The 17,715-nt window shown below is 55.8% G+C and carries 20 protein-coding genes; 7 read left to right on the top strand and 13 right to left on the bottom strand.

Going from position 1 to position 17,715, the window contains the following annotated elements; genetic code table 11:
- Window positions 1–128 precede the first annotated feature (128 nt).
- Complete coding sequence (locus AK59_RS0115725; RefSeq protein WP_013097358.1) at window positions 129–959, bottom strand: N-acetylmuramoyl-L-alanine amidase; 831 nt, start codon at window positions 957–959, stop codon at window positions 129–131.
- On the bottom strand, window positions 956–1,279 hold the full coding sequence (locus tag AK59_RS0115720) for a heavy metal-binding domain-containing protein (protein ID WP_029883199.1): 324 nt from the start codon (window positions 1,277–1,279) through the stop codon (window positions 956–958). The genes AK59_RS0115725 and AK59_RS0115720 overlap by 4 nt, the downstream gene beginning before the upstream one ends.
- A 107-nt stretch (window positions 1,280–1,386) precedes the next feature.
- Between AK59_RS0115720 and AK59_RS0115715 the strand changes: the two genes are divergently transcribed.
- The 6 genes from AK59_RS0115715 (at window position 1,387) to artJ (ending at window position 5,891) form a co-directional block, all read left to right on the top strand.
- Complete coding sequence (locus AK59_RS0115715) at window positions 1,387–1,905, top strand: lipoprotein (protein WP_013097359.1); 519 nt, start codon at window positions 1,387–1,389, stop codon at window positions 1,903–1,905.
- A 226-nt stretch (window positions 1,906–2,131) separates the two neighbouring features.
- A complete protein-coding gene (gene artP, locus AK59_RS0115710; protein WP_029883198.1) occupies window positions 2,132–2,860 on the top strand; it encodes an arginine ABC transporter ATP-binding protein ArtP in 729 nt (242 codons plus the stop codon).
- A 20-nt stretch (window positions 2,861–2,880) separates the two neighbouring features.
- Window positions 2,881–3,612 (top strand): arginine ABC transporter substrate-binding protein ArtI, encoded by a 732-nt coding sequence (gene artI / locus AK59_RS0115705; protein ID WP_020689903.1) that lies wholly within the window; start codon window positions 2,881–2,883, stop codon window positions 3,610–3,612.
- A gap of 6 nt (window positions 3,613–3,618) precedes the next feature.
- Entirely contained in the window at window positions 3,619–4,335 is a 717-nt protein-coding gene (gene artQ, locus AK59_RS0115700; protein WP_013097362.1) for an arginine ABC transporter permease ArtQ, read from the top strand.
- Window positions 4,335–5,003 carry an arginine ABC transporter permease ArtM gene (artM, locus tag AK59_RS0115695; RefSeq protein WP_013097363.1) on the top strand — a complete coding sequence of 223 codons (669 nt, stop codon included), beginning with the start codon at window positions 4,335–4,337 and terminating at the stop codon, window positions 5,001–5,003. Before artQ ends, artM begins: the two co-directional genes overlap by 1 nt.
- A 156-nt stretch (window positions 5,004–5,159) precedes the next feature.
- Entirely contained in the window at window positions 5,160–5,891 is a 732-nt protein-coding gene (artJ, locus tag AK59_RS0115690; RefSeq protein WP_013097364.1) for an arginine ABC transporter substrate-binding protein ArtJ, read from the top strand.
- 86 nt (window positions 5,892–5,977) lie between these two features.
- Here artJ and AK59_RS0115685 read toward each other — a convergent pair whose 3' ends face one another.
- The 11 genes from AK59_RS0115685 to nfsA all read right to left on the bottom strand — a co-directional run bounded on the left by AK59_RS0115685 (window position 5,978) and on the right by nfsA (window position 16,726).
- On the bottom strand, window positions 5,978–7,447 hold the full coding sequence (locus AK59_RS0115685) for a sensor histidine kinase (RefSeq protein WP_029883197.1): 1,470 nt from the start codon (window positions 7,445–7,447) through the stop codon (window positions 5,978–5,980).
- Window positions 7,431–8,138: a response regulator transcription factor gene (locus tag AK59_RS0115680; protein WP_029883196.1), complete on the bottom strand. Its 708-nt coding sequence runs from the start codon at window positions 8,136–8,138 to the stop codon at window positions 7,431–7,433. The genes AK59_RS0115685 and AK59_RS0115680 overlap by 17 nt, the downstream gene beginning before the upstream one ends.
- 105 nt (window positions 8,139–8,243) lie before the next feature.
- Window positions 8,244–9,383 carry a 23S rRNA (uracil(747)-C(5))-methyltransferase RlmC gene (gene rlmC, locus AK59_RS0115675; protein ID WP_029883195.1) on the bottom strand — a complete coding sequence of 380 codons (1,140 nt, stop codon included), beginning with the start codon at window positions 9,381–9,383 and terminating at the stop codon, window positions 8,244–8,246.
- 40 nt (window positions 9,384–9,423) lie between these two features.
- Window positions 9,424–9,897, bottom strand: a complete 474-nt coding sequence (locus tag AK59_RS0115670; protein ID WP_020689898.1) for a YbjO family protein — start codon at window positions 9,895–9,897, stop codon at window positions 9,424–9,426.
- A gap of 65 nt (window positions 9,898–9,962) precedes the next feature.
- Window positions 9,963–10,808, bottom strand: coding sequence for a putrescine ABC transporter permease PotI (potI, locus tag AK59_RS0115665; RefSeq protein WP_013097369.1), 846 nt, complete (start codon window positions 10,806–10,808; stop codon window positions 9,963–9,965).
- On the bottom strand, window positions 10,805–11,758 hold the full coding sequence (potH, locus tag AK59_RS0115660; RefSeq protein ID WP_020689896.1) for a putrescine ABC transporter permease PotH: 954 nt from the start codon (window positions 11,756–11,758) through the stop codon (window positions 10,805–10,807). The genes potI and potH overlap by 4 nt, the downstream gene beginning before the upstream one ends.
- Window positions 11,759–11,768: 10 nt before the next feature.
- The gene (potG, locus tag AK59_RS0115655) at window positions 11,769–12,902 is read right to left on the bottom strand and encodes a putrescine ABC transporter ATP-binding subunit PotG (RefSeq protein WP_013097371.1); all 1,134 of its coding nucleotides are present in this window, start codon (window positions 12,900–12,902) and stop codon (window positions 11,769–11,771) included.
- A gap of 143 nt (window positions 12,903–13,045) precedes the next feature.
- Window positions 13,046–14,158 (bottom strand): spermidine/putrescine ABC transporter substrate-binding protein PotF, encoded by a 1,113-nt coding sequence (gene potF, locus AK59_RS0115650; RefSeq protein WP_013097372.1) that lies wholly within the window; start codon window positions 14,156–14,158, stop codon window positions 13,046–13,048.
- Between the two features lie 351 nt (window positions 14,159–14,509).
- Window positions 14,510–14,986 (bottom strand): YbjN domain-containing protein, encoded by a 477-nt coding sequence (locus AK59_RS0115645; RefSeq protein ID WP_003858385.1) that lies wholly within the window; start codon window positions 14,984–14,986, stop codon window positions 14,510–14,512.
- 63 nt (window positions 14,987–15,049) lie between these two features.
- Window positions 15,050–15,952, bottom strand: a complete 903-nt coding sequence (gene rimK / locus AK59_RS0115640; protein ID WP_013097373.1) for a 30S ribosomal protein S6--L-glutamate ligase — start codon at window positions 15,950–15,952, stop codon at window positions 15,050–15,052.
- A 51-nt stretch (window positions 15,953–16,003) separates the two neighbouring features.
- Entirely contained in the window at window positions 16,004–16,726 is a 723-nt protein-coding gene (nfsA, locus tag AK59_RS0115635; RefSeq protein WP_013097374.1) for a nitroreductase NfsA, read from the bottom strand.
- Window positions 16,727–16,910: 184 nt separating this feature from the next.
- Here nfsA and AK59_RS0115630 point away from each other — a divergent pair, with 184 nt between their 5' ends.
- The gene (locus AK59_RS0115630; protein WP_006809455.1) at window positions 16,911–17,180 is read left to right on the top strand and encodes a GrxA family glutaredoxin; all 270 of its coding nucleotides are present in this window, start codon (window positions 16,911–16,913) and stop codon (window positions 17,178–17,180) included.
- The last annotated feature ends 535 nt before the right edge of the window (window positions 17,181–17,715 follow it).

The following is a 17,715-nucleotide window of genomic DNA, read 5'->3' as shown; positions in this document are numbered from 1 at the left end:
AATCGATGAATCAATCTTAGATGAGGGCGATTTTAAATCAATTTACTTAAAATGAATTGAGAATGTACTTAAGATTAATCTTATGATCAATCTCACAAAAACGAGGCATTCGGGTTAATCCCGAAGGATTACCCCTGCCCGTATTTCTCTAAAAGTGCTTCGGCAATGGCCAGCGTTTCCACATCTGCCACGCCGTTCCACAGCTGCGGCCTGAAGTGCATCTGGAAGACCATAATGATGCGCTTCTGCTGAGCGGGGGTGCTGTTGTCGGGGACCTCGTAACCGTAACGCGCGAGCAAATCAAGTAACGCTGCGGTCTCCACGGCCTGATACCGTGGCCGCCCGTTCATATAGAACGCCACCCGGGACGCGTCGGGCCAGGCGCCAATCCCCTGCTCTGCAAGCTCGCGCCACGGGAACAGCGGACCGGGATCGTCCTTGCGCTGAGGCGCGATATCCGCATGGGCCACCACGTTCTCGGGTTTAATGTGATAGCGGGCGATAATGTCCTTTGCGAGCGGTACCAGGGCCGCAATTTGCGCAGGTTCGAACGGCGAAAAGTGTTTTACCCCGGCCGTTTTTTGCCAGCCGCGATTCTCAAGCTCAATGCCAACCGACGTATCATTAATACGGTTGGTGCCGCGCCAGAAGCTGATGCCCGCATGCCAGGCCAGTTCGTTCTCGGGAACCAGCTGCCAGATGCGCGGTTTACCGTCCGGTGCGGGCGGCTTCGCCGGGATCAAATAGTGGGAGCTGACGTTCTTGTCCGTCAGCGTGGCCAGCGAGCTGTCAAAGTCATCCGCCGTATAGTGGATAACCAACACCTTGATGCGCGGATAGGCCGCCTGCGCCTGGTGGCGGGTATCCAGTTCATAGGCGCCTTTATCCACAATGCCTTTTTCCGTGGCGCACCCTGCCAGCAACAGCGCCAGCAGGAGTGTTGAAAACGCGCGTTTCATCGACGGGTTTTCACCGCCGTACCGCTTACGCTCACCATCAGCATGCTCGCTTCTTTACCGACGGTTTCGTAGTCGATATCAATCCCCACAACAGCATCCGCCCCCAGTGCTTTGGCCTGTTCGCCCAGCTCCTTAAAGGCGATTTCCCGGGCTTTACGCAGCTCTTTTTCATAAGCGCCAGAGCGACCGCCGACGATATCGCGGATACCGGCAAAGAAATCGCGAAAAATGTTGGCCCCCAGAATGGCTTCGCCCGTGACCACACCGCAATACTCGGTGATCGGCTGCCCTTCCAGGGTTGGCGTTGTTGAAAACTGCATGGTTTCTCTCCTTCTTTAGCGTTCAATGCCTTAGCCCATAACTTCACCAGCATTATCGGTTCGTTACGCTATGATTGAAAGGATAGTTAATAAATAAGGAAATCAACATGCGCTACTCTGCTTTAACGCTTTTGGTGCCCTGCGCGCTGGTGCTCAGCGCGTGTACCACCACGGTCACGCCAGCCTTTAAGGATATCGGTACCCGCAGCGGCCCCTGTATAGAGGGTGGCCCGGATACCGTGGCGCAACAATTCTATGATTATCGCATTCAACACCGCAGCAACGATCTCACCGGCCTGCGTCCGTATCTGAGCGATGGGCTGGCAAAACTGCTGAACGATGCCACGCGCGATCCGCAGCACAACGCGCTGCTGAAATCCGATCCGTTCTCCAGCCGCACGACGTTGCCGGACAGCGCCGAAGTGGCCAGCGCCTCGACCATCCCGAACACCGATGCGCGTAACATCCCCCTGCGCGTGAAGCTGACCCAGGGCACCCAAACCTGGCAGGATGAAGTGCTGATGATCCGCGAAGGCCAGTGCTGGGCGGTGGATGACGTACGCTATATCGGCGGGAGCGTTCATGCCCCGGCAGGCACGCTGCGCCAGTCGATTGAGAATCGCTAAACCCACTGTTTCAGAATTGTAAACCCCGAAAAATGTGCGGCATTTCATGCGGAATGCCGACATTTATACTCGCCGACCTTGGGCTTCGCTATTTTGTGCTATGTTTAAGGGGTATTACGGGTTATATTTAACTTTTAACGCAGAAATATTGCATAACTATTCTGTCAACGGTACTATCTGCGGCCTCAATTGCTATAGATTGCCTGGATGAGTAAAGACTGCCCCGATGAGTATTAAACTAAACGGCATTAACTGCTTCTACGGCGCACACCAGGCGCTGTTCGACATCACGCTGGAGTGCCCGGAAGGCGAAACGCTGGTTTTGCTTGGCCCAAGTGGCGCGGGTAAAAGTTCTCTTTTGCGTGTCCTTAATCTGCTTGAAATGCCCCGTTCAGGAACGCTGGCTATCGCCGGTAACCACTTTGATTTTGCGAAAACGCCGTCCGATAAAGCGATTCGTGAACTGCGTCAAAACGTTGGCATGGTCTTCCAGCAATACAACCTCTGGCCGCATCTGACCGTCCTGCAAAACCTGATTGAAGCGCCCTGCCGCGTTCTCGGTTTGAGCAAGGATCAGGCGATGGTGCGTGCTGAAAAGCTGCTGGAGCGTCTGCGCCTTAAGCCCTACAGCGATCGTTATCCGCTGCACCTCTCCGGGGGTCAGCAACAGCGTGTGGCGATTGCCCGTGCGCTGATGATGGAGCCAGCGGTACTGCTGTTTGATGAGCCGACCGCCGCGCTGGACCCGGAAATCACCGCCCAGATCGTGAGCATCATTCGTGAGCTGGCGGAAACCAACATTACTCAGGTCATCGTCACCCATGAAGTGGAAGTGGCGCGTAAAACCGCCAGCCGTGTGGTCTACATGGAAAACGGGTATATCGTTGAGCAAGGTGATGCGAGTTGCTTTACCAACCCGCAAACCGATGCCTTCAAAAACTACTTATCTCACTGAGAGTGCCAGGGAAAATGATAATGAAAAAAGTATTGATTGCCGCGCTGCTCGCTAGCGTCAGCCTTTCCGCTACCGCAGCCCAGACCATCCGTTTCGCCACCGAAGCGTCCTATCCTCCGTTTGAATCTATCGACGCCAACAACAAGATTGTGGGCTTCGATGTCGATCTGGCTAACGCGCTGTGTAAAGAGATCGACGCGACCTGTACCTTCAGCAACCAGGCGTTTGACAGCCTGATCCCAAGCCTGAAGTTCCGCCGTATCGACGCCGTGATGGCCGGTATGGATATCACCCCAGAGCGTGAAAAGCAGGTGCTGTTCACCACGCCGTACTATGACAACTCCGCCCTGTTTATTGGTCAGAAAGGGAAATTTACCTCTGTTGACCAGCTGAAAGGCAAAAAAGTGGGCGTACAGAACGGCACCACGCACCAGAAATTCATCATGGATAAACATCCGGAAATCACCACCGTGCCTTACGACAGCTACCAGAACGCGAAGCTGGATCTGCAGAACGGCCGTATCGATGGCGTGTTTGGTGACACCGCGGTAGTGACCGAATGGCTGAAAGCCAACGATAAACTCGCGCCAGTGGGCGACAAAGTGACCGATAAGGACTACTTCGGCACAGGTCTGGGGATTGCCGTTCGTCAGGGCAACACTGAGCTGCAGCAGAAATTCAACGCTGCGCTGGAAAAAGTGAAGAAAGACGGCACCTACGAAACCATCTATAAAAAATGGTTCCAGAAGTAATTCCTGATGAATGAAATTCTTCCTTTAGCAAGCGCCGCCGGGATGACCGTCGGCCTTGCCGTTTGCGCACTGATTATCGGCCTGGTGCTGGCGATGTTCTTTGCGGTATGGGAATCTGCAAAGTGGTTCCCTGTCGCCTGGACCGGCTCCGCGCTGGTCACCGTGCTGCGTGGGCTACCGGAAATTCTGGTGGTCCTGTTTATCTATTTCGGTTCCTCACAGCTGCTGCTGACGCTGTCGGACGGCTTTACCCTCAATCTTGGCGTCGTGCAGATCCCGGTGCAGATGCAGATTGAAAACTTCGACGTCAGCCCGTTCCTCTGTGGCGTCATTGCCCTTTCCCTGCTCTATTCTGCGTACGCGTCGCAAACCCTGCGCGGTGCGCTGAAAGCGGTACCGCAAGGACAATGGGAATCTGGCCAGGCGCTGGGGATGTCGAAAGCGGCGATCTTCTTCCGACTGGTGATGCCGCAGATGTGGCGTCATGCCCTGCCAGGTTTAGGGAACCAGTGGCTGGTGCTGCTGAAAGATACCGCGCTGGTGAGCCTGATAAGCGTTAACGATTTAATGCTGCAGACCAAAAGCATCGCTACCCGCACCCAGGAGCCGTTTACCTGGTACATTGTGGCGGCGGCTATCTACCTGGTGATCACGTTGCTGAGTCAGTACATCCTTAAGCGTATTGACCTGCGTGCGACGCGCTTTGAACGGAGACCAGGCTGATGCTGGACTATTTACCCGAGCTGATGAAAGGGCTGCACACCAGCCTGACGTTGACCGTGGCGTCCATCATCGTGGCGCTGATCCTGGCACTGATCTTTACCATCATCCTGACGCTGAAAACGCCGGTGCTGGTGTGGATTGTGCGCGGCTATATCACCCTCTTTACCGGTACGCCGCTGCTGGTGCAGATCTTCCTGATTTACTACGGCCCGGGCCAGTTCCCGTCGCTACAGGAGTATCCGGTTATCTGGCATCTGCTCTCTGAGCCGTGGCTGTGTGCCCTGATCGCCCTTTCACTGAACAGCGCCGCCTACACCACTCAGCTGTTCTACGGAGCGATCCGCGCCATTCCTGAAGGACAATGGCAGTCCTGCGGCGCGCTCGGCATGAGCAAAAAAGATACGCTGGCCATTTTGCTGCCGTACGCCTTTAAGCGTGCCCTCTCCTCTTACTCCAACGAAGTGGTGCTGGTGTTCAAGAGTACCTCGCTGGCCTACACCATCACCCTGATGGAAGTGATGGGCCACGGGCAACTGCTCTATGGACGCACCTACGATGTGATGGTGTTTGGCGCGGCAGGCGTGGTGTATCTGGTGGTTAACGGACTATTGACGCTGATGATGCGCCTGATCGAGCGTAAAGCGCTGGCATTTGAGCGCAGAAATTAATCACGTAAATGCATAAAACGGTATTGATAAAGCGGGTAACCTGATGGGTTATCCGCTTTTTTTTTATTCCACAATAAATATTTAATCATTTATATTGAATATAAATTCATTAAATGGCATTGTACTTTCATAAGACCTACAGACGGGAGTATTACAATGAAAAAGTTAGTTCTGGCCGCATTACTGGCAACGTTTGCCGCAGGCGCAACGGCTGCCGATAAAATCAATTTCGGCGTTTCTGCCACGTATCCACCATTTGAATCGCTGGATGCCAGCAACCAGATCGTGGGTTTTGATATCGATCTGGCGAAAGCGCTGTGCAAACAGATGCAGGCCGACTGCACCTTTACCAACCATGCCTTTGACAGCCTGATCCCGTCCCTGAAATTTAAAAAATACGACGCGGTGATCTCCGGTATGGACATCACGCCAGAGCGTAGCAAGCAGGTGGCCTTCACCGACCCGTACTACGCCAACTCGGCGGTGGTCATTGCGAAGAAAGGGGCTTATAAATCCTTTGATGAGCTGAAAGGCAAACGCATCGGGATGGAAAACGGCACCACGCACCAGAAATACCTCCAGGACAAGCATCCTGAAGTGAAGACCGTGGCCTATGACAGCTACCAGAACGCGATTATCGACCTGAAAAACGGCCGTATCGATGGCGTATTTGGTGACACCGCGGTCGTCAACGAATGGCTGAAAACCAACCCGCAGCTCGGTACAGCAACCGAAAAAGTGACCGATCCGCAGTACTTCGGTACGGGTCTGGGCATTGCGGTGCGTCCGGATAACAAAGCGTTGCTGGCAAAACTGAACGGCGCGCTGAAGGCGATTAAAGCTGACGGTACGTATCAGAAAATCAGCGACCAGTGGTTCCCGCAGTAACTTTTTTTGCCGGGTGACGGCTTCGCCTTACCCGGCCTACGGGGGGAGTTGTAGGCCGGGTAAGCGCAGCGCCACCCGGCACTCTCTCACAACGGCACGAAGAACCTGAATCGCGCCCCGCTCACCGACTCCATCAGCCTGATCCCTCCCCCGTGTAGTTCCAGCATCCGTTTGACAATCAACAGCCCTAACCCACCGCGATTCTCCCGCGATGCTTGCGGATTCAACGCTGAAGGCCGCTGGAACAGATCGTCGCGCAGCGCGGCATCCACACCGGTTCCTGAATCGGCCACCTCAACCTGTAGCTTTTCATTCTCCTGCCATACGGCGAGACGGATCTTGCCGCCGGTGGGGGTATGGCGGATGGCGTTATCCAGCAGATTGGTCACCACGCGCTCTATCATCGAGACATCGGCATACACCAGCGGCAGCGGCCCGGGAACGTCTATCTGGAGCTGAAGCTCGCGCGTGCGCGCCGTGAGCTCAAACTTTTGCGCCACGTCGGAAATAAGCTCTCCCATCGCAAAACGCTCGCGCTGGGGCTTGATGCCGCCGTGCTCAAGACGCGCAAGCTCAAACAGCTGCTGTGACAGGTGACGCACCTTTTGCCCCTGACGCAACGCCGTGGCGAGGTATTGCTGATGCTCCTGCGGCGTCAGGGTGGCGGATTTCAGCGACAGCGTTTCCAGATAGCCAAGCAGCGAGGTCAGCGGCGTGCGTAAGTCGTGGGAAATATTGGCGATAAACTCCCGGCGCTGGCGGTCGCTGTCGGCCAGCTGATCCCACTGCTGGGTGATTTTGCGTGCCAGCTCGATAAAACTGTTACGCAGGAGCGCCACTTCATCTTTTGCTGCCACATCCGGCTGTTGGACCGCCAGCGCGCGTATCGCGCTCATGCTGTCATGCTCCAGCCCGGCCACTTCACGCGTCAATCGTTTAACCGGACGCGTGACCCAGTACCAGATCAGTAAGCCCGCCAGCAGGCCAAACAGCGCCACCCACAGCATCGACCAGAGCACCGTACTCCACAGCGCCTTGTGCCAGGCCATGTCCGCCAGCGCGTTCGACTCCTCGCCCTGTAAAATAATATACAGATAGCCTTTAAGCTCGCCGTCCTGACGTAACGGCGTCGCGCTGAACACTTTCTTGTTCTGGCTACGCGGATCGTCGCCAAAAACCGGCATGGCCGCACCGCTGAGGAACTCCTGTACCGGCGCGAGATCGATGCTTTGTCGCTGAATATGGCCAGGCGGGGCGGCATCGGCCAGAATATCGCCATCCGGGGAGACGACGTACAGTTCCACGCTCGGGTTGAAGGTCATCAGCCTGTCAAAGAGCGGTTTCAGCGCGGTACGGTCGACCCTGCCCTGGGCGTTCAGAATTGGTTCGCGCTGCACGATCTGTTGCGCCAGGCCGCCAGAGAGACGCTGAACCATGGCGTTACCATACTGCATGCTGCTGTAGAGCTGGACGGCGCAGGCGACGGCGGCGCAGAGCATCATCAGTAAAATGAACAGCAGCGTCAGGCGCTGGCTCAGGCTAAAGCGGCGCATCATGGTGCGGCTCCGCAAATTTATAGCCTTTGCCCCAGACGGTGCGAATGATCTCCGGCTCGGCAGCGTCTTTTTCAATCTTGATGCGCAGGCGGTTGATATGGGTGTTAACGGTATGCTCGTAACCTTCGTGCTGATAGCCCCACACCTGCTCCAGCAGCGCCAGACGCGAGAAGACCTCGCCAGGATGGCGGGCAAAGAAGTACAGCAGTTCAAACTCGCGCGGGGTGAGATCCACTATCTGGCCGTGAAGCAGCACGCTGCGGGCCAGCGGGTCGATCGTCAGGCCATGCGCCTGAATATTCCCGGCACTCTGCGCCTGCCCCATCGCCTGCTGGCGGCGGAACAGCGCCTTAATGCGCGCAATCAGCTCCTGCACCGAGAACGGTTTTGCCAGATAATCATCCGCGCCGGTTTCCAGGCCGGTGATCCGATCGGTTTCGCTGCTGCGGGCGCTAATAATGATCACCGGCAGGTAGCGGGTCATCTGGCGAATACGACGGCAAATCTCCAGGCCGTCGACGTTGGGGAGCATGAGATCGAGGATCACCGCATCCCACGGCTGTTTTTCAAGGCACTGTAACGCGTTGCCGCCGTCGGGCTCGTGGGTGATGATGTAGCCTTCATCTTCTAAATTGAGTCGCAGAAGTGCCGCGATATCGTGGTCATCTTCCACCAGCAGGATCTGCTTCATGGGTAAGCCTTATTTCATCTCTTATGACGTAAGCTTACCTGATTTCGCAGGGTTGAAGAGTTCACATTTTGTTGAAGATTTTGCGGATGTCATGCCGGGTGGCGGCTACGCCTTACCCGGGATGCGGGTTAACAACGTCAACACTTCATAATGCGCGGTATGCGGGAACATATCGAAAAGCTGAACACGTTCAATGCGGTAGCCCGGCAGGTGAGCGATATCTGTCGCCATGGTACGGGCGTTGCAGCTGGAATAAATAATGTAATCCGGCGCCATCTGGCTCAGATAGTCGCACAGCGCCTTGCCAATGCCCCGGCGCGGCGGGTTGACCAGCACCAGCTCCGGCACGTTGCCCTGGCCGGTCGCGAACTGCGTGGAGTCCAGCGCCTGGAAGTGCAGATTGGTTAATCCGAGCTCAGCGGCAGACTGTTTCGCGCAGGCAATCGCTTCGGCGGCGATCTCAATCCCGGTCAGCTGCATCTCGGGCGTGGCGCAGTGCAGACCAAAGCCCCCGACACCGCAGAACAGATCCCACATATGATGGATGTTTAACGCCCTCACCCAGTCGCGGGCGGTGGCATATAACGCACTCGCCACCGTCGGGTTGGTCTGGAAGAAACTTTGCGGGCGGATCCACAGCGGCACGTTGTTGAACGTTTCCGCCAGCGCATGCTGCCCGGTGAAGAAGATCTCTGTCTCCCCCTCCATAATCGCCATATGCACCGGCTGAATATTGGCGGTAATGACCTTCAGCTGCGGAAGCTGCTCCTGCAGCCACGGCAGCGCCGCGCGCAGTTGTTCCAGCTTGGCTTGCGAGCGCAGCACGAAACGCAGCATCATACCGCCGTCCATCTGGCTCTCGGTCAGGAGGAGATATTTCAGCTCGCCGCGCTTTCGGGCGACGTTATAAGGCGTTAACCCCGCGCGGGCAATAAACGGTTTGAGTGCCGCAAAGACCGGCTCAAACGAGGCAGGATAAAGCGGGCAGCCGGTGAGATCTTCCGGCGTACCGTCGCGATGCAGCATGCCCAGCAGCGGTTTTTCTACGCTGCCGCTGACCACCATTTTGGCTTTATTACGAAAACCCTGCTCCGGGCCGCTGACGGGGGCGCACCACTCGCCCACCGCATGTTCAGCCAGCAGCTGTTGCAGGTCGGCCATTTTGGCGGTGAGTTGTTGAGAGACCGGCTGTTCTATCCACTGACAGGAGCGGCAGCGTCCGGCGTCATAGAGTGCGCACTGCATAGGAAAACCTTAAGAATAACGAGGGCTGCGATTATACACATTATTGCAGGCGGAAGAACCGCCGGCTTGAGGCTGGAGCAAAGAGCAGCAGGAGCACCAGCATATCGGGTAATTTCTGCATGACCAGCGCATGGAAGATCTCACGTTTGGATCCACCGGCAATGCTGAACAGCTCCGGATAACCATAGCCCAGCGAGGCGGCCCACAGATAGCTGGCGGCGGTCACCTGCGTCAGCAGATAGACCCAGCGCGCCCAGTTGCGCCCTTTAACCAGCGAAAACGCGCAGTAGATTTCGATAAACACCAGCACAAGGCTGCTGAGGAATACCAGCGTGAGGTTCCAGGTTTGCACGCTGCGGTGAATGAACTCACCGATGCCGCGCGCCCCCAGGGTGTTGAGGATCATCAATACATCAAGACAGCGGATCATAATAATAGCGAGCGCCGCCACCTGCACCAGCGCAGGTACGTTTGGACGAGCGTGCGTAAGACGTGATTTTTTTAATAATCCCAATGTTTTACTTCCCTGAAAAACAGTGCCGCGTCATGCGCGGCACATCACTGGAAATAATAATTCCTTCAGCCGCGTCTTGCACGCTGGATATCGCGCACGCGCTGCTTTTCCGCGCGCGCCATCAAATACCAGGCGATAAATCCGACAATTCCGACCACGCCGAGGATTATCGACGCCAGGGCGTTGATCTCCGGGTTCACCCCCATGCGCACGCTGGAGAAGACCAGCATTGGCAGCGTCGTCGCCCCTGGCCCGGAAACAAAGCTGGCGATCACCAGATCGTCGAGCGACAGGGTAAAGGCCAGCAGCCAGCCGGAGATCACCGCAGGCATAATCATCGGCAGCGTGATGATGAAAAAGACCTTCACCGGCGTGGCACCGAGATCCATCGCCGCCTCTTCAATGGAGCGATCCAGCTCGCGCAGACGCGAGGAGATGACTACCGCCACGTACGCGGTACAGAAGGTCACATGCGCCAGCCAGATGGTGAGCATGCCGCGATCCGCAGGCCAGCCAATGGCATGCGCCAGCGCCACAAACAGCAGCAGCAGCGACAGGCCGGTGATCACGTCCGGCATCACCAGCGGCGCGGTGATCATAAAGGCAAAGCCGTTCGAGCCGCGAAAACGCCCGAAGCGCACCATCACCAGCGCGGCAATCGTGCCCAGCACGCAGGCCATTGTGGCCGCTAGCGCCGCGATGGTCAGGCTCAGCCCCACCGCGCTCATCATCGCATCGTCGTGGAACAGTTCGCTGTACCAGCGCGTCGACCAGCCAGCCCATACGGTGACCAGTTTGGAGCTGTTGAACGAGTAGATCACCAGCATCAGCATCGGCGCATACAGGAAGGTAAAGCCGATCACCAGGATCGCAATTCGCCACGGAGAGCGCACTACCGGTAAGTTGTTCATCCGTGGTCTCCCATCTGTTTCTGCTGATGCTTGTGGAACCACATGATCGGCACGATCAGCAGCAGCAACATCACGATCGCCACCGCGGAGGCTACCGGCCAGTCGCGGTTATTGAAGAACTCCTGCCACAACACGCGGCCAATCATGATGCTGTCCGGGCCGCCGAGCAGTTCCGGGATCACAAACTCCCCAACCGCCGGAATGAACACCAGCATCGACCCGGCGATAATCCCGCCTTTGGTCAGCGGCACAATCACGCTGAAGAAAGTCTTCAGCGGACGGGCGCCCAGATCCAGCGAGGCTTCCACCAGCGAGTAGTCGATACGCGTCAGTGCCGTATAGATCGGCAGCACCATAAACGGCAGGTAGGCGTACACAATCCCGATATAGACCGCAAGATTGGTGTGCAGAATAGTCAGCGGCTGATCGATAACCCCTAACCACATCAGGAAGTTATTCAGCACCCCGTTATTTTTCAGGATCCCCATCCACGCGTAGACGCGGATCAGGAACGAGGTCCACGACGGCAGAATCACCAGCAGCAGCAGAATGTTGCGCGTCGAGGGCTTACTGTGCGCCACCGCCCATGCCAGCGGGTAGCCCATCAGCAAACAGCAGAGCGTGGAGATCGCCGCCACCTGCAGTGACTGCAGATAGGCTTCGACATAAAGCGGATCTTCCGTCAGCTGCAGGAAGTTGCCAAGGTTAAGCGTCAGCGTCAGCTGTCCGTCTGCCCAGTCCAGCAGATTGGTGTAGGGCGGGATCGCCCGCGCCATTTCCGCCAGGCTTATCTTGAAAACGATCAGGAACGGCAGCATGAACAGCAGGATCAGCCACACGTAAGGCATGGCAATCACCAGCTTGCGGCCGTGGTTCATCTGCATGCGCGCCAGCCAGTGCGCAAAGCCGCCCGGTTTTTCGACGCGGGCTGGCGGTTCAAGTGTACTCATTGGCCGCTCCTTATACCGTCAGCACGACACAACTGTCCGCATCCCAGCACAGACGCACTTCGTCGCCCCAGGTCGGCAGTCCTTTACGGTAGCGATGTTCGTTTTGCAGCTGGGCGCTGAGCATCTGTCCGCTCTTCAGACGGACGTGGTAGATAGAGAGATCGCCCAGATAGGCAATGTGCACCACTTCGCCCACGGCAAAGTTAAAGCCATCGGCCGGAGGATCTTCACAGAGCATGATTTTCTCCGGTCGCAGGGCGATATAGACCGGCACGTTGTCTACCACGGAGTTATCCGGGTCGACCTTCAGCGGATGCTGCAGCCCCGGCGATTCGATGATCAGCCCGTCTTCTTCACGCGCTTTCAGCAGCCCTTCAAAAACATTCACCGAGCCGATGAACTCCGCGCTGTATCGGGTAGTCGGGTGTTCATAAATCTCTTCCGGCTCGCCAATCTGCACGAACTTACCGCGGTTCATGATCGCGATACGCCCGGCCATGGTCATGGCCTCTTCCTGGTCGTGGGTGACCATCACGCAGGTCACGCCCACGCGTTCGAGGATATCCACCACTTCGAGCTGCATACGGTCGCGCAGTTTTTTATCCAGGGCACCCATCGGCTCATCAAGCAGCAGCAGTTTCGGGCGTTTCGCCAGGCTTCGGGCCAGTGCCACGCGCTGACGCTGACCACCAGAAAGCTGGTGCGGTTTACGCTTCGCGAACTCCTGCATGTGCACCAGACTCAGCATCTCCGCCACACGCGCGGTGATTTCGGCTTTTGGCAGCTTGTCCTGCTTCAGGCCAAACGCGATGTTCTGCTCCACCGTCATATGCGGGAACAGTGCGTAAGACTGGAACATCATGTTAATCGGACGCTGATACGGCGGTACGCTGGAGAGATCCACGCCATCCAGCACAATCTGCCCGGCGGTAGGTTGTTCAAACCCGGCCAGCATGCGCAGCAAGGTTGATTTACCGCAGCCAGACGCCCCGAGAAGGGCAAATATTTCGCCTTTGTAGATAGTCAGGCTGACGTCGTCCACGGCATGCTGGCCATCGAAAGATTTGGTGAGGTTACGAATTTCAAGTAGCGGGGTCAGCGCTTTACGGACTTTCGCCTGCGGGCGGGGGATCGCGTCATTCACGGGGTGTTCTCCGGCATAGATCAAAACTGGTGCAAACGCACCGTCAGGGTGCGCATCGCCGGGCGGCGCGAACGCTTGCCCGGCCTACGGGTTGTGTCGGCCCGGTAAGCGATAGCGCCACCGGGCAACGTTACCAAACGCCGTTATTTCCCGCTTTTCACCTTGGTCCACGCACGGGTACGTACGCGGTCAATTTTTGGATCCTGTACTTTCAGGGTGAAGAGCTTGGCAAACACATCCGCTGGCGGATAGATAGCCGGATTATTACGGATCTCTTCGCTAATCAGTGGCAAGGAGGCCTTGTTACCGTTGGCGTAGTAGACATGGTCGCTGATATGAGCAATCACTTCCGGACGCATCAGGTAGTTTAGGAACTGATACGCTTCATCTTTGTTTTTCGCATCGGCAGGCATGGCGAAGACATCAAAGAAGGCCAGCGCCCCCTCTTTCGGAATGAAGTAGGAGACATTCACGCCGTTTTTCGCCTCTTTCGCGCGGTTAGCCGCCTGCCAGACGTCCCCTGCCCAGCCAATTGCCACGCAGATATCGCCGTTAGCCAGGTCGTTAATGTACTGTGAAGAGTGGAAGTAACGGATATTCGGACGCAGTTTCAGCAGCAGATCGGTCGCCGGGCCGGTGTAATCATCCGCCTTGTTGCTGTTCGGATCTTTGCCAAGATAGTTCAGCACGGTAGCGAAAATCTCTTCCGGGGCATCCAGGAAGGAGACGCCGCAGCTTTTCAGCTTCGCGAGGTTCTCCGGCTTCAGCACCACGTCCCAGCTGTCCAGCTTGACGTCCGGGCCCAGCGCCGCTTTGACTTTATCCACGTTGTAGCCAATACCGGTGGTCGCCCACAGATACGGCATGGCGTATTTGTTCTCCGGGTCATGCTTAGAGACCAGCTTCAGCACTTCCGGGTCGAGGTTTTTCCAGTTTGGTAACTTGCTCTTGTCCAGCGGCTGGAAAACGCCTGCGGTCAGTTGACGCTCCAGGAAACTTGCGGACGGTACCACCAGGTCAAAACCGGTGCTGCCTGCCATCAGTTTGCCTTCCAGCACTTCGTTGGAATCAAACACGTCGTAGACCACTTTAATGCCGGTCTCTTTTTCAAAATTAGCCACCGTGTCCGGGGCAATATAGTCAGACCAGTTATAAACATGCAGCGTTTTTTGTTCCGCAGCGAGCGTGCCGGCAGAGACGGCCATCAGAGCACCCGCAACCAGACCCGATAACCATTTTTTATTCAAGGCGATCATAGTGTTATTCCTTCTGAAAGCTCGTTAACAAACGAACTAAAACTGTGCAATCTGGATATATGCAAAAATCATGCATAGTTTGTCGCTCTGCTCAAAATAAAAAGAAACCTCTTTACCCGGCAGGATCCGCTCGCTTTTTTAAGCATCGCAAGAATAACTGTAGCCCGTGTCTCCGGCTATAGCCCAGACGAAAAAACGCCTTTTATCAATTTTTTATGCAGGTTATGTCTACGTGATAAGCCGAAATGGCCTTTGAGGAGGTGAAAAATTCTTTAAAGAAAGGTTAAAAGCAGCAGAATAAATGGCGTTATGCAGCCGCTCTGGCAGCGACTGCGCAAAAGTCAGACAGGCTTAGTGAAGAAAATTGGGAGATGCATCATTATTCTCTGCATCGTCTTCCGCGCTGTACAGCAGATGGTGTGCATTGGCTTCCATCATTACCATTGAAATTTGCTCTTCACTCAAACGCATAAACCAGGCGAACTGCTTGAAGGAGAGCCCCGCGCCGGAGAACAAAGACTGGCAAACGACCAGTTTTGGCAGATTATCATCCTGTATATCGAGGAATGCTTTCACCGTCAAAGAACTGGCGTTGATCGCAGAGAGGTCAGAGGCCAGCGCCAGCAGCGCAGACGGCTTAACTTCTGCCAGCGCAGAGAAGAGGATCACGTCGTTAATGAGATCGATTTTGGCATCAAAAATGCCGTCGAAATTCTGCATGTGAGGCAGATGCAGCGCCTGGCAGGAATCACATTCAAAGAAGGTGATACCGGCATCATCAAGCCATTGACGTAACGTATCCAGTGTTGGAACGACCTGTAAATCCATCGCGGTGGAGCCTCTTTAGTAAAAACTTCGCATAGGGTACTCAAAAAGTGCGCGGTAATCCATTTAACCACCCGTTTTAAGACAGTAGCCCGGCGTGGCATGACGCTCAATCCATGCAATCATTTTACCTGCAATATCGACACCGGTGGTTTTTTCTACCCCTTCCAGCCCGGGCGAGGCATTCACTTCCATCACCAGCGGCCCGCGCGTTGCGCGCAGAAGGTCTACGCCTGCCACGTCCAGCCCCAGCGTTTGCGCCGCTTTCACGGCAATCTCCCGCTCGCGCTCGCTGATATCAGCAACCCGTGCAACGCCGCCCCGGTGGAGGTTGGAGCGAAAATCGCCCTCTTTCGCCTGACGCTCAATGGCCGCCACCACCTCATTGCCCACCACGAAACAGCGGATATCGCGCCCTTTGGCCTCTTCAATGTACTCTTGCACCAGAATGTGCGCATTCAGGCCGCGGAAGGCGTCAATCACGCTCTCTGCCGCCTGTCGCGTCTCTGCCAGCACCACGCCAATACCCTGTGTGCCTTCCACCAGCTTGATGACCAGCGGCGCGCCGCCCACCATGTCGATCAGATCGCTGGTGTCGTCCGGGGAGTGAGCGATACCGGTGACCGGGAGATCGATCCCCTGGCGGGCGAGCAGCTGCAGCGAGCGCAGCTTATCCCGGGCGCGGGAAATGGCGACAGATTCGTTGAGAGGATAGCTGCCCAGCATTTCAAACTGGCGCAGCGCGGCCGTACCGTAATAGGTGATCTGCGAGCCAATGCGGGGGATCACCGCATCAAAATGCGGTAGCTTGCGGCCTTTGTAATGGATCGAGGAAGCTGCAGGGTCAATGTTCATATAGCAGGACATCGGATCGAGGATCTCAATCTGATGTCCGCGTTTTGCCGCCGCTTCTCGCAGGCGTTTGCATGAATAGAGCGTTCCATCCCGGGACAAAATGGCAATTTTCACCCTGCACCTCTCTAAAGACATGGGAAAAGCCTGCGTATCATACCGAATGGACTAGCGCGTCGCCCAGCCCTGTTTATGCAGATAATCGAGAATAAACGGGCGATTTTCTTTAATAATGGTACGGCGGATGTGGTCGCTCCAGGTATCGCGGCGGTTATTGCTGCCGCGCGTCATGTAGTAGTGCGCCAGCTCTTCATCGTATTGATTCAGAACATCCTGGTCGACCGGCTGGTAGTGGTTTTCATGGACCAGCATCGCTGCAGGCAGGCGCGGCTTGAGATCCGGGTTGTCAGCCGGCCAGCCGAGGCAGAGACCGAACAGGGGCAGGACGTGCTTCGGCAGCTTCAGCAGTTCGGTTACGCTTTCAATATTGTTACGCAGTCCGCCGATATACACGCCGCCTAATCCCAGTGATTCCGCCGCCGTAAAGGCGTTTTGCGCCATCAGCGCGGTATCGACCACGCCCAGCAGCAGCTGTTCTGCCAGCCCCAGCTCGGCTTCAGGGCAAATTTGCAGGTGGCGGTTAAAGTCAGCGCAGAATACCCAGAACTCGGCGGCCTGGGCTACATGCTTCTGCCCGCCCGTGAGCGTCACCAGCTGCTCGCGCATGGCCTTGTCGGTAATGCGAATAATCGAACTGCACTGCAGAAAGCTGGAGCTCGAGGTGGCTCTGGCGCTGTCGATGATGGCCTCACGCTGCGCCTCGGTAATGGGCTCATCGGTGAAGTGGCGGATAGAACGGTGGGAACGGAGCAGGTCAATTGTTGGCGTCATCGTCTCTCTCTTTGTCTTGCTTAATACGTGTGGCAGCCAGTATAGGCAATGATGCGCGGCATGTAATTGGCGAAACATAGCTCAAGGATATTAAAGCGACAGGCGAAACCTACTTTAATGACGGCAGGTTATCGTGCACTATACGTGTCATTCGCCGTCAGGCTTGTTTTTTGAGGAGAGAGAAATGTTTGCAGTAATTTTTGGTCGTCCAGGATGCCCTTACTGTGTGCGCGCAAAAGAGCTGGCTGAAAAACTGACTGAAGAGCGTGATGACTTTAACTTCCGCTATGTGGATATCCACGCAGAAGGCATCACCAAAGCCGATCTGGAAAAAACCGTGGGTAAACCGGTTGAAACCGTACCGCAGATCTTCCTCGATCAGAAACACATTGGCGGCTGCACCGATTTTGAAGCTTACGCTAAAGAACATCTGGGGCTGTTTGCCGCTCAGTAATCACTAAGCAAACCCCGCGCCCTGACGTGGGGTTTAATCTATTTGCCAGTTATTGCTTTTTCGCTTCACCCAATAGAATTGAACCATATGAAGCATGGATTAGCCTGTTAATCCAGCGCGCGTCTTGCGTTTTGCCCTACGATAAATAATGCAATTCCTTGATATTAATGCCGATTGTAGGCCGGGTAAGCGCAGCGCCACCCGGCATTGTTGACGGCCAGGTTGCTATAAATCTTCCTGAACGGCAGTAAAAATGTCTCTGCTCCCGGAACTGTCGGTTAATTCTTTTTAAGCTGCCAGTACGGCAGTGCACGCAATCTGCTTTGCAGACGGTTGGTTTGAGTGTTTCTAAGCTGCCTGTACGGCAGTGCACTTTCCGCGCCTCTATGCGCTTACAGCGCATCTTTTCTAAGCTGCCTGTACGGCAGTGCACATAAGCGCCGATCACTCCGGCGATACTGCGGTTTTCTAAGCTGCCTGTACGGCAGTGCACATGGTGGTTAGACGAGACACAGGGTTTGCCGTTTTCTAAGCT

Origin of the sequence: Enterobacter sp. T1-1 (assembly GCF_000710795.1) — a bacterium.
Classification (GTDB): Bacteria; Pseudomonadota; Gammaproteobacteria; order Enterobacterales; family Enterobacteriaceae; genus Enterobacter; species Enterobacter cloacae.
The sequence above is the reverse complement of the archived record's forward strand: the minus strand, read 5'-3'. Positions and strand labels throughout refer to the sequence as shown.

What these genes read in the sequence shown, in the direction of transcription:
- artJ (WP_013097364.1), top strand. Translation starts at nt 5,160, where the DNA reads ATGAAAAAGTTAGTTCTGGCCGCATTACTGGCAACGTTTGCCGCAGGC.
- artQ (WP_013097362.1), top strand. Translation starts at nt 3,619, where the DNA reads ATGAATGAAATTCTTCCTTTAGCAAGCGCCGCCGGGATGACCGTCGGC.
- AK59_RS0115715 (WP_013097359.1), top strand. Translation starts at nt 1,387, where the DNA reads ATGCGCTACTCTGCTTTAACGCTTTTGGTGCCCTGCGCGCTGGTGCTC.
- potI (WP_013097369.1), bottom strand. Translation starts at nt 10,808, where the DNA reads ATGAACAACTTACCGGTAGTGCGCTCTCCGTGGCGAATTGCGATCCTG.
- AK59_RS0115680 (WP_029883196.1), bottom strand. Translation starts at nt 8,138, where the DNA reads ATGAAGCAGATCCTGCTGGTGGAAGATGACCACGATATCGCGGCACTT.
- potH (WP_020689896.1), bottom strand. Translation starts at nt 11,758, where the DNA reads ATGAGTACACTTGAACCGCCAGCCCGCGTCGAAAAACCGGGCGGCTTT.
- AK59_RS0115630 (WP_006809455.1), top strand. Translation starts at nt 16,911, where the DNA reads ATGTTTGCAGTAATTTTTGGTCGTCCAGGATGCCCTTACTGTGTGCGC.
- AK59_RS0115720 (WP_029883199.1), bottom strand. Translation starts at nt 1,279, where the DNA reads ATGCAGTTTTCAACAACGCCAACCCTGGAAGGGCAGCCGATCACCGAG.
- AK59_RS0115685 (WP_029883197.1), bottom strand. Translation starts at nt 7,447, where the DNA reads ATGATGCGCCGCTTTAGCCTGAGCCAGCGCCTGACGCTGCTGTTCATT.
- rlmC (WP_029883195.1), bottom strand. Translation starts at nt 9,383, where the DNA reads ATGCAGTGCGCACTCTATGACGCCGGACGCTGCCGCTCCTGTCAGTGG.
- AK59_RS0115725 (WP_013097358.1), bottom strand. Translation starts at nt 959, where the DNA reads ATGAAACGCGCGTTTTCAACACTCCTGCTGGCGCTGTTGCTGGCAGGG.
- AK59_RS0115645 (WP_003858385.1), bottom strand. Translation starts at nt 14,986, where the DNA reads ATGGATTTACAGGTCGTTCCAACACTGGATACGTTACGTCAATGGCTT.
- artM (WP_013097363.1), top strand. Translation starts at nt 4,335, where the DNA reads ATGCTGGACTATTTACCCGAGCTGATGAAAGGGCTGCACACCAGCCTG.
- nfsA (WP_013097374.1), bottom strand. Translation starts at nt 16,726, where the DNA reads ATGACGCCAACAATTGACCTGCTCCGTTCCCACCGTTCTATCCGCCAC.
- potF (WP_013097372.1), bottom strand. Translation starts at nt 14,158, where the DNA reads ATGATCGCCTTGAATAAAAAATGGTTATCGGGTCTGGTTGCGGGTGCT.
- artI (WP_020689903.1), top strand. Translation starts at nt 2,881, where the DNA reads ATGAAAAAAGTATTGATTGCCGCGCTGCTCGCTAGCGTCAGCCTTTCC.
- artP (WP_029883198.1), top strand. Translation starts at nt 2,132, where the DNA reads ATGAGTATTAAACTAAACGGCATTAACTGCTTCTACGGCGCACACCAG.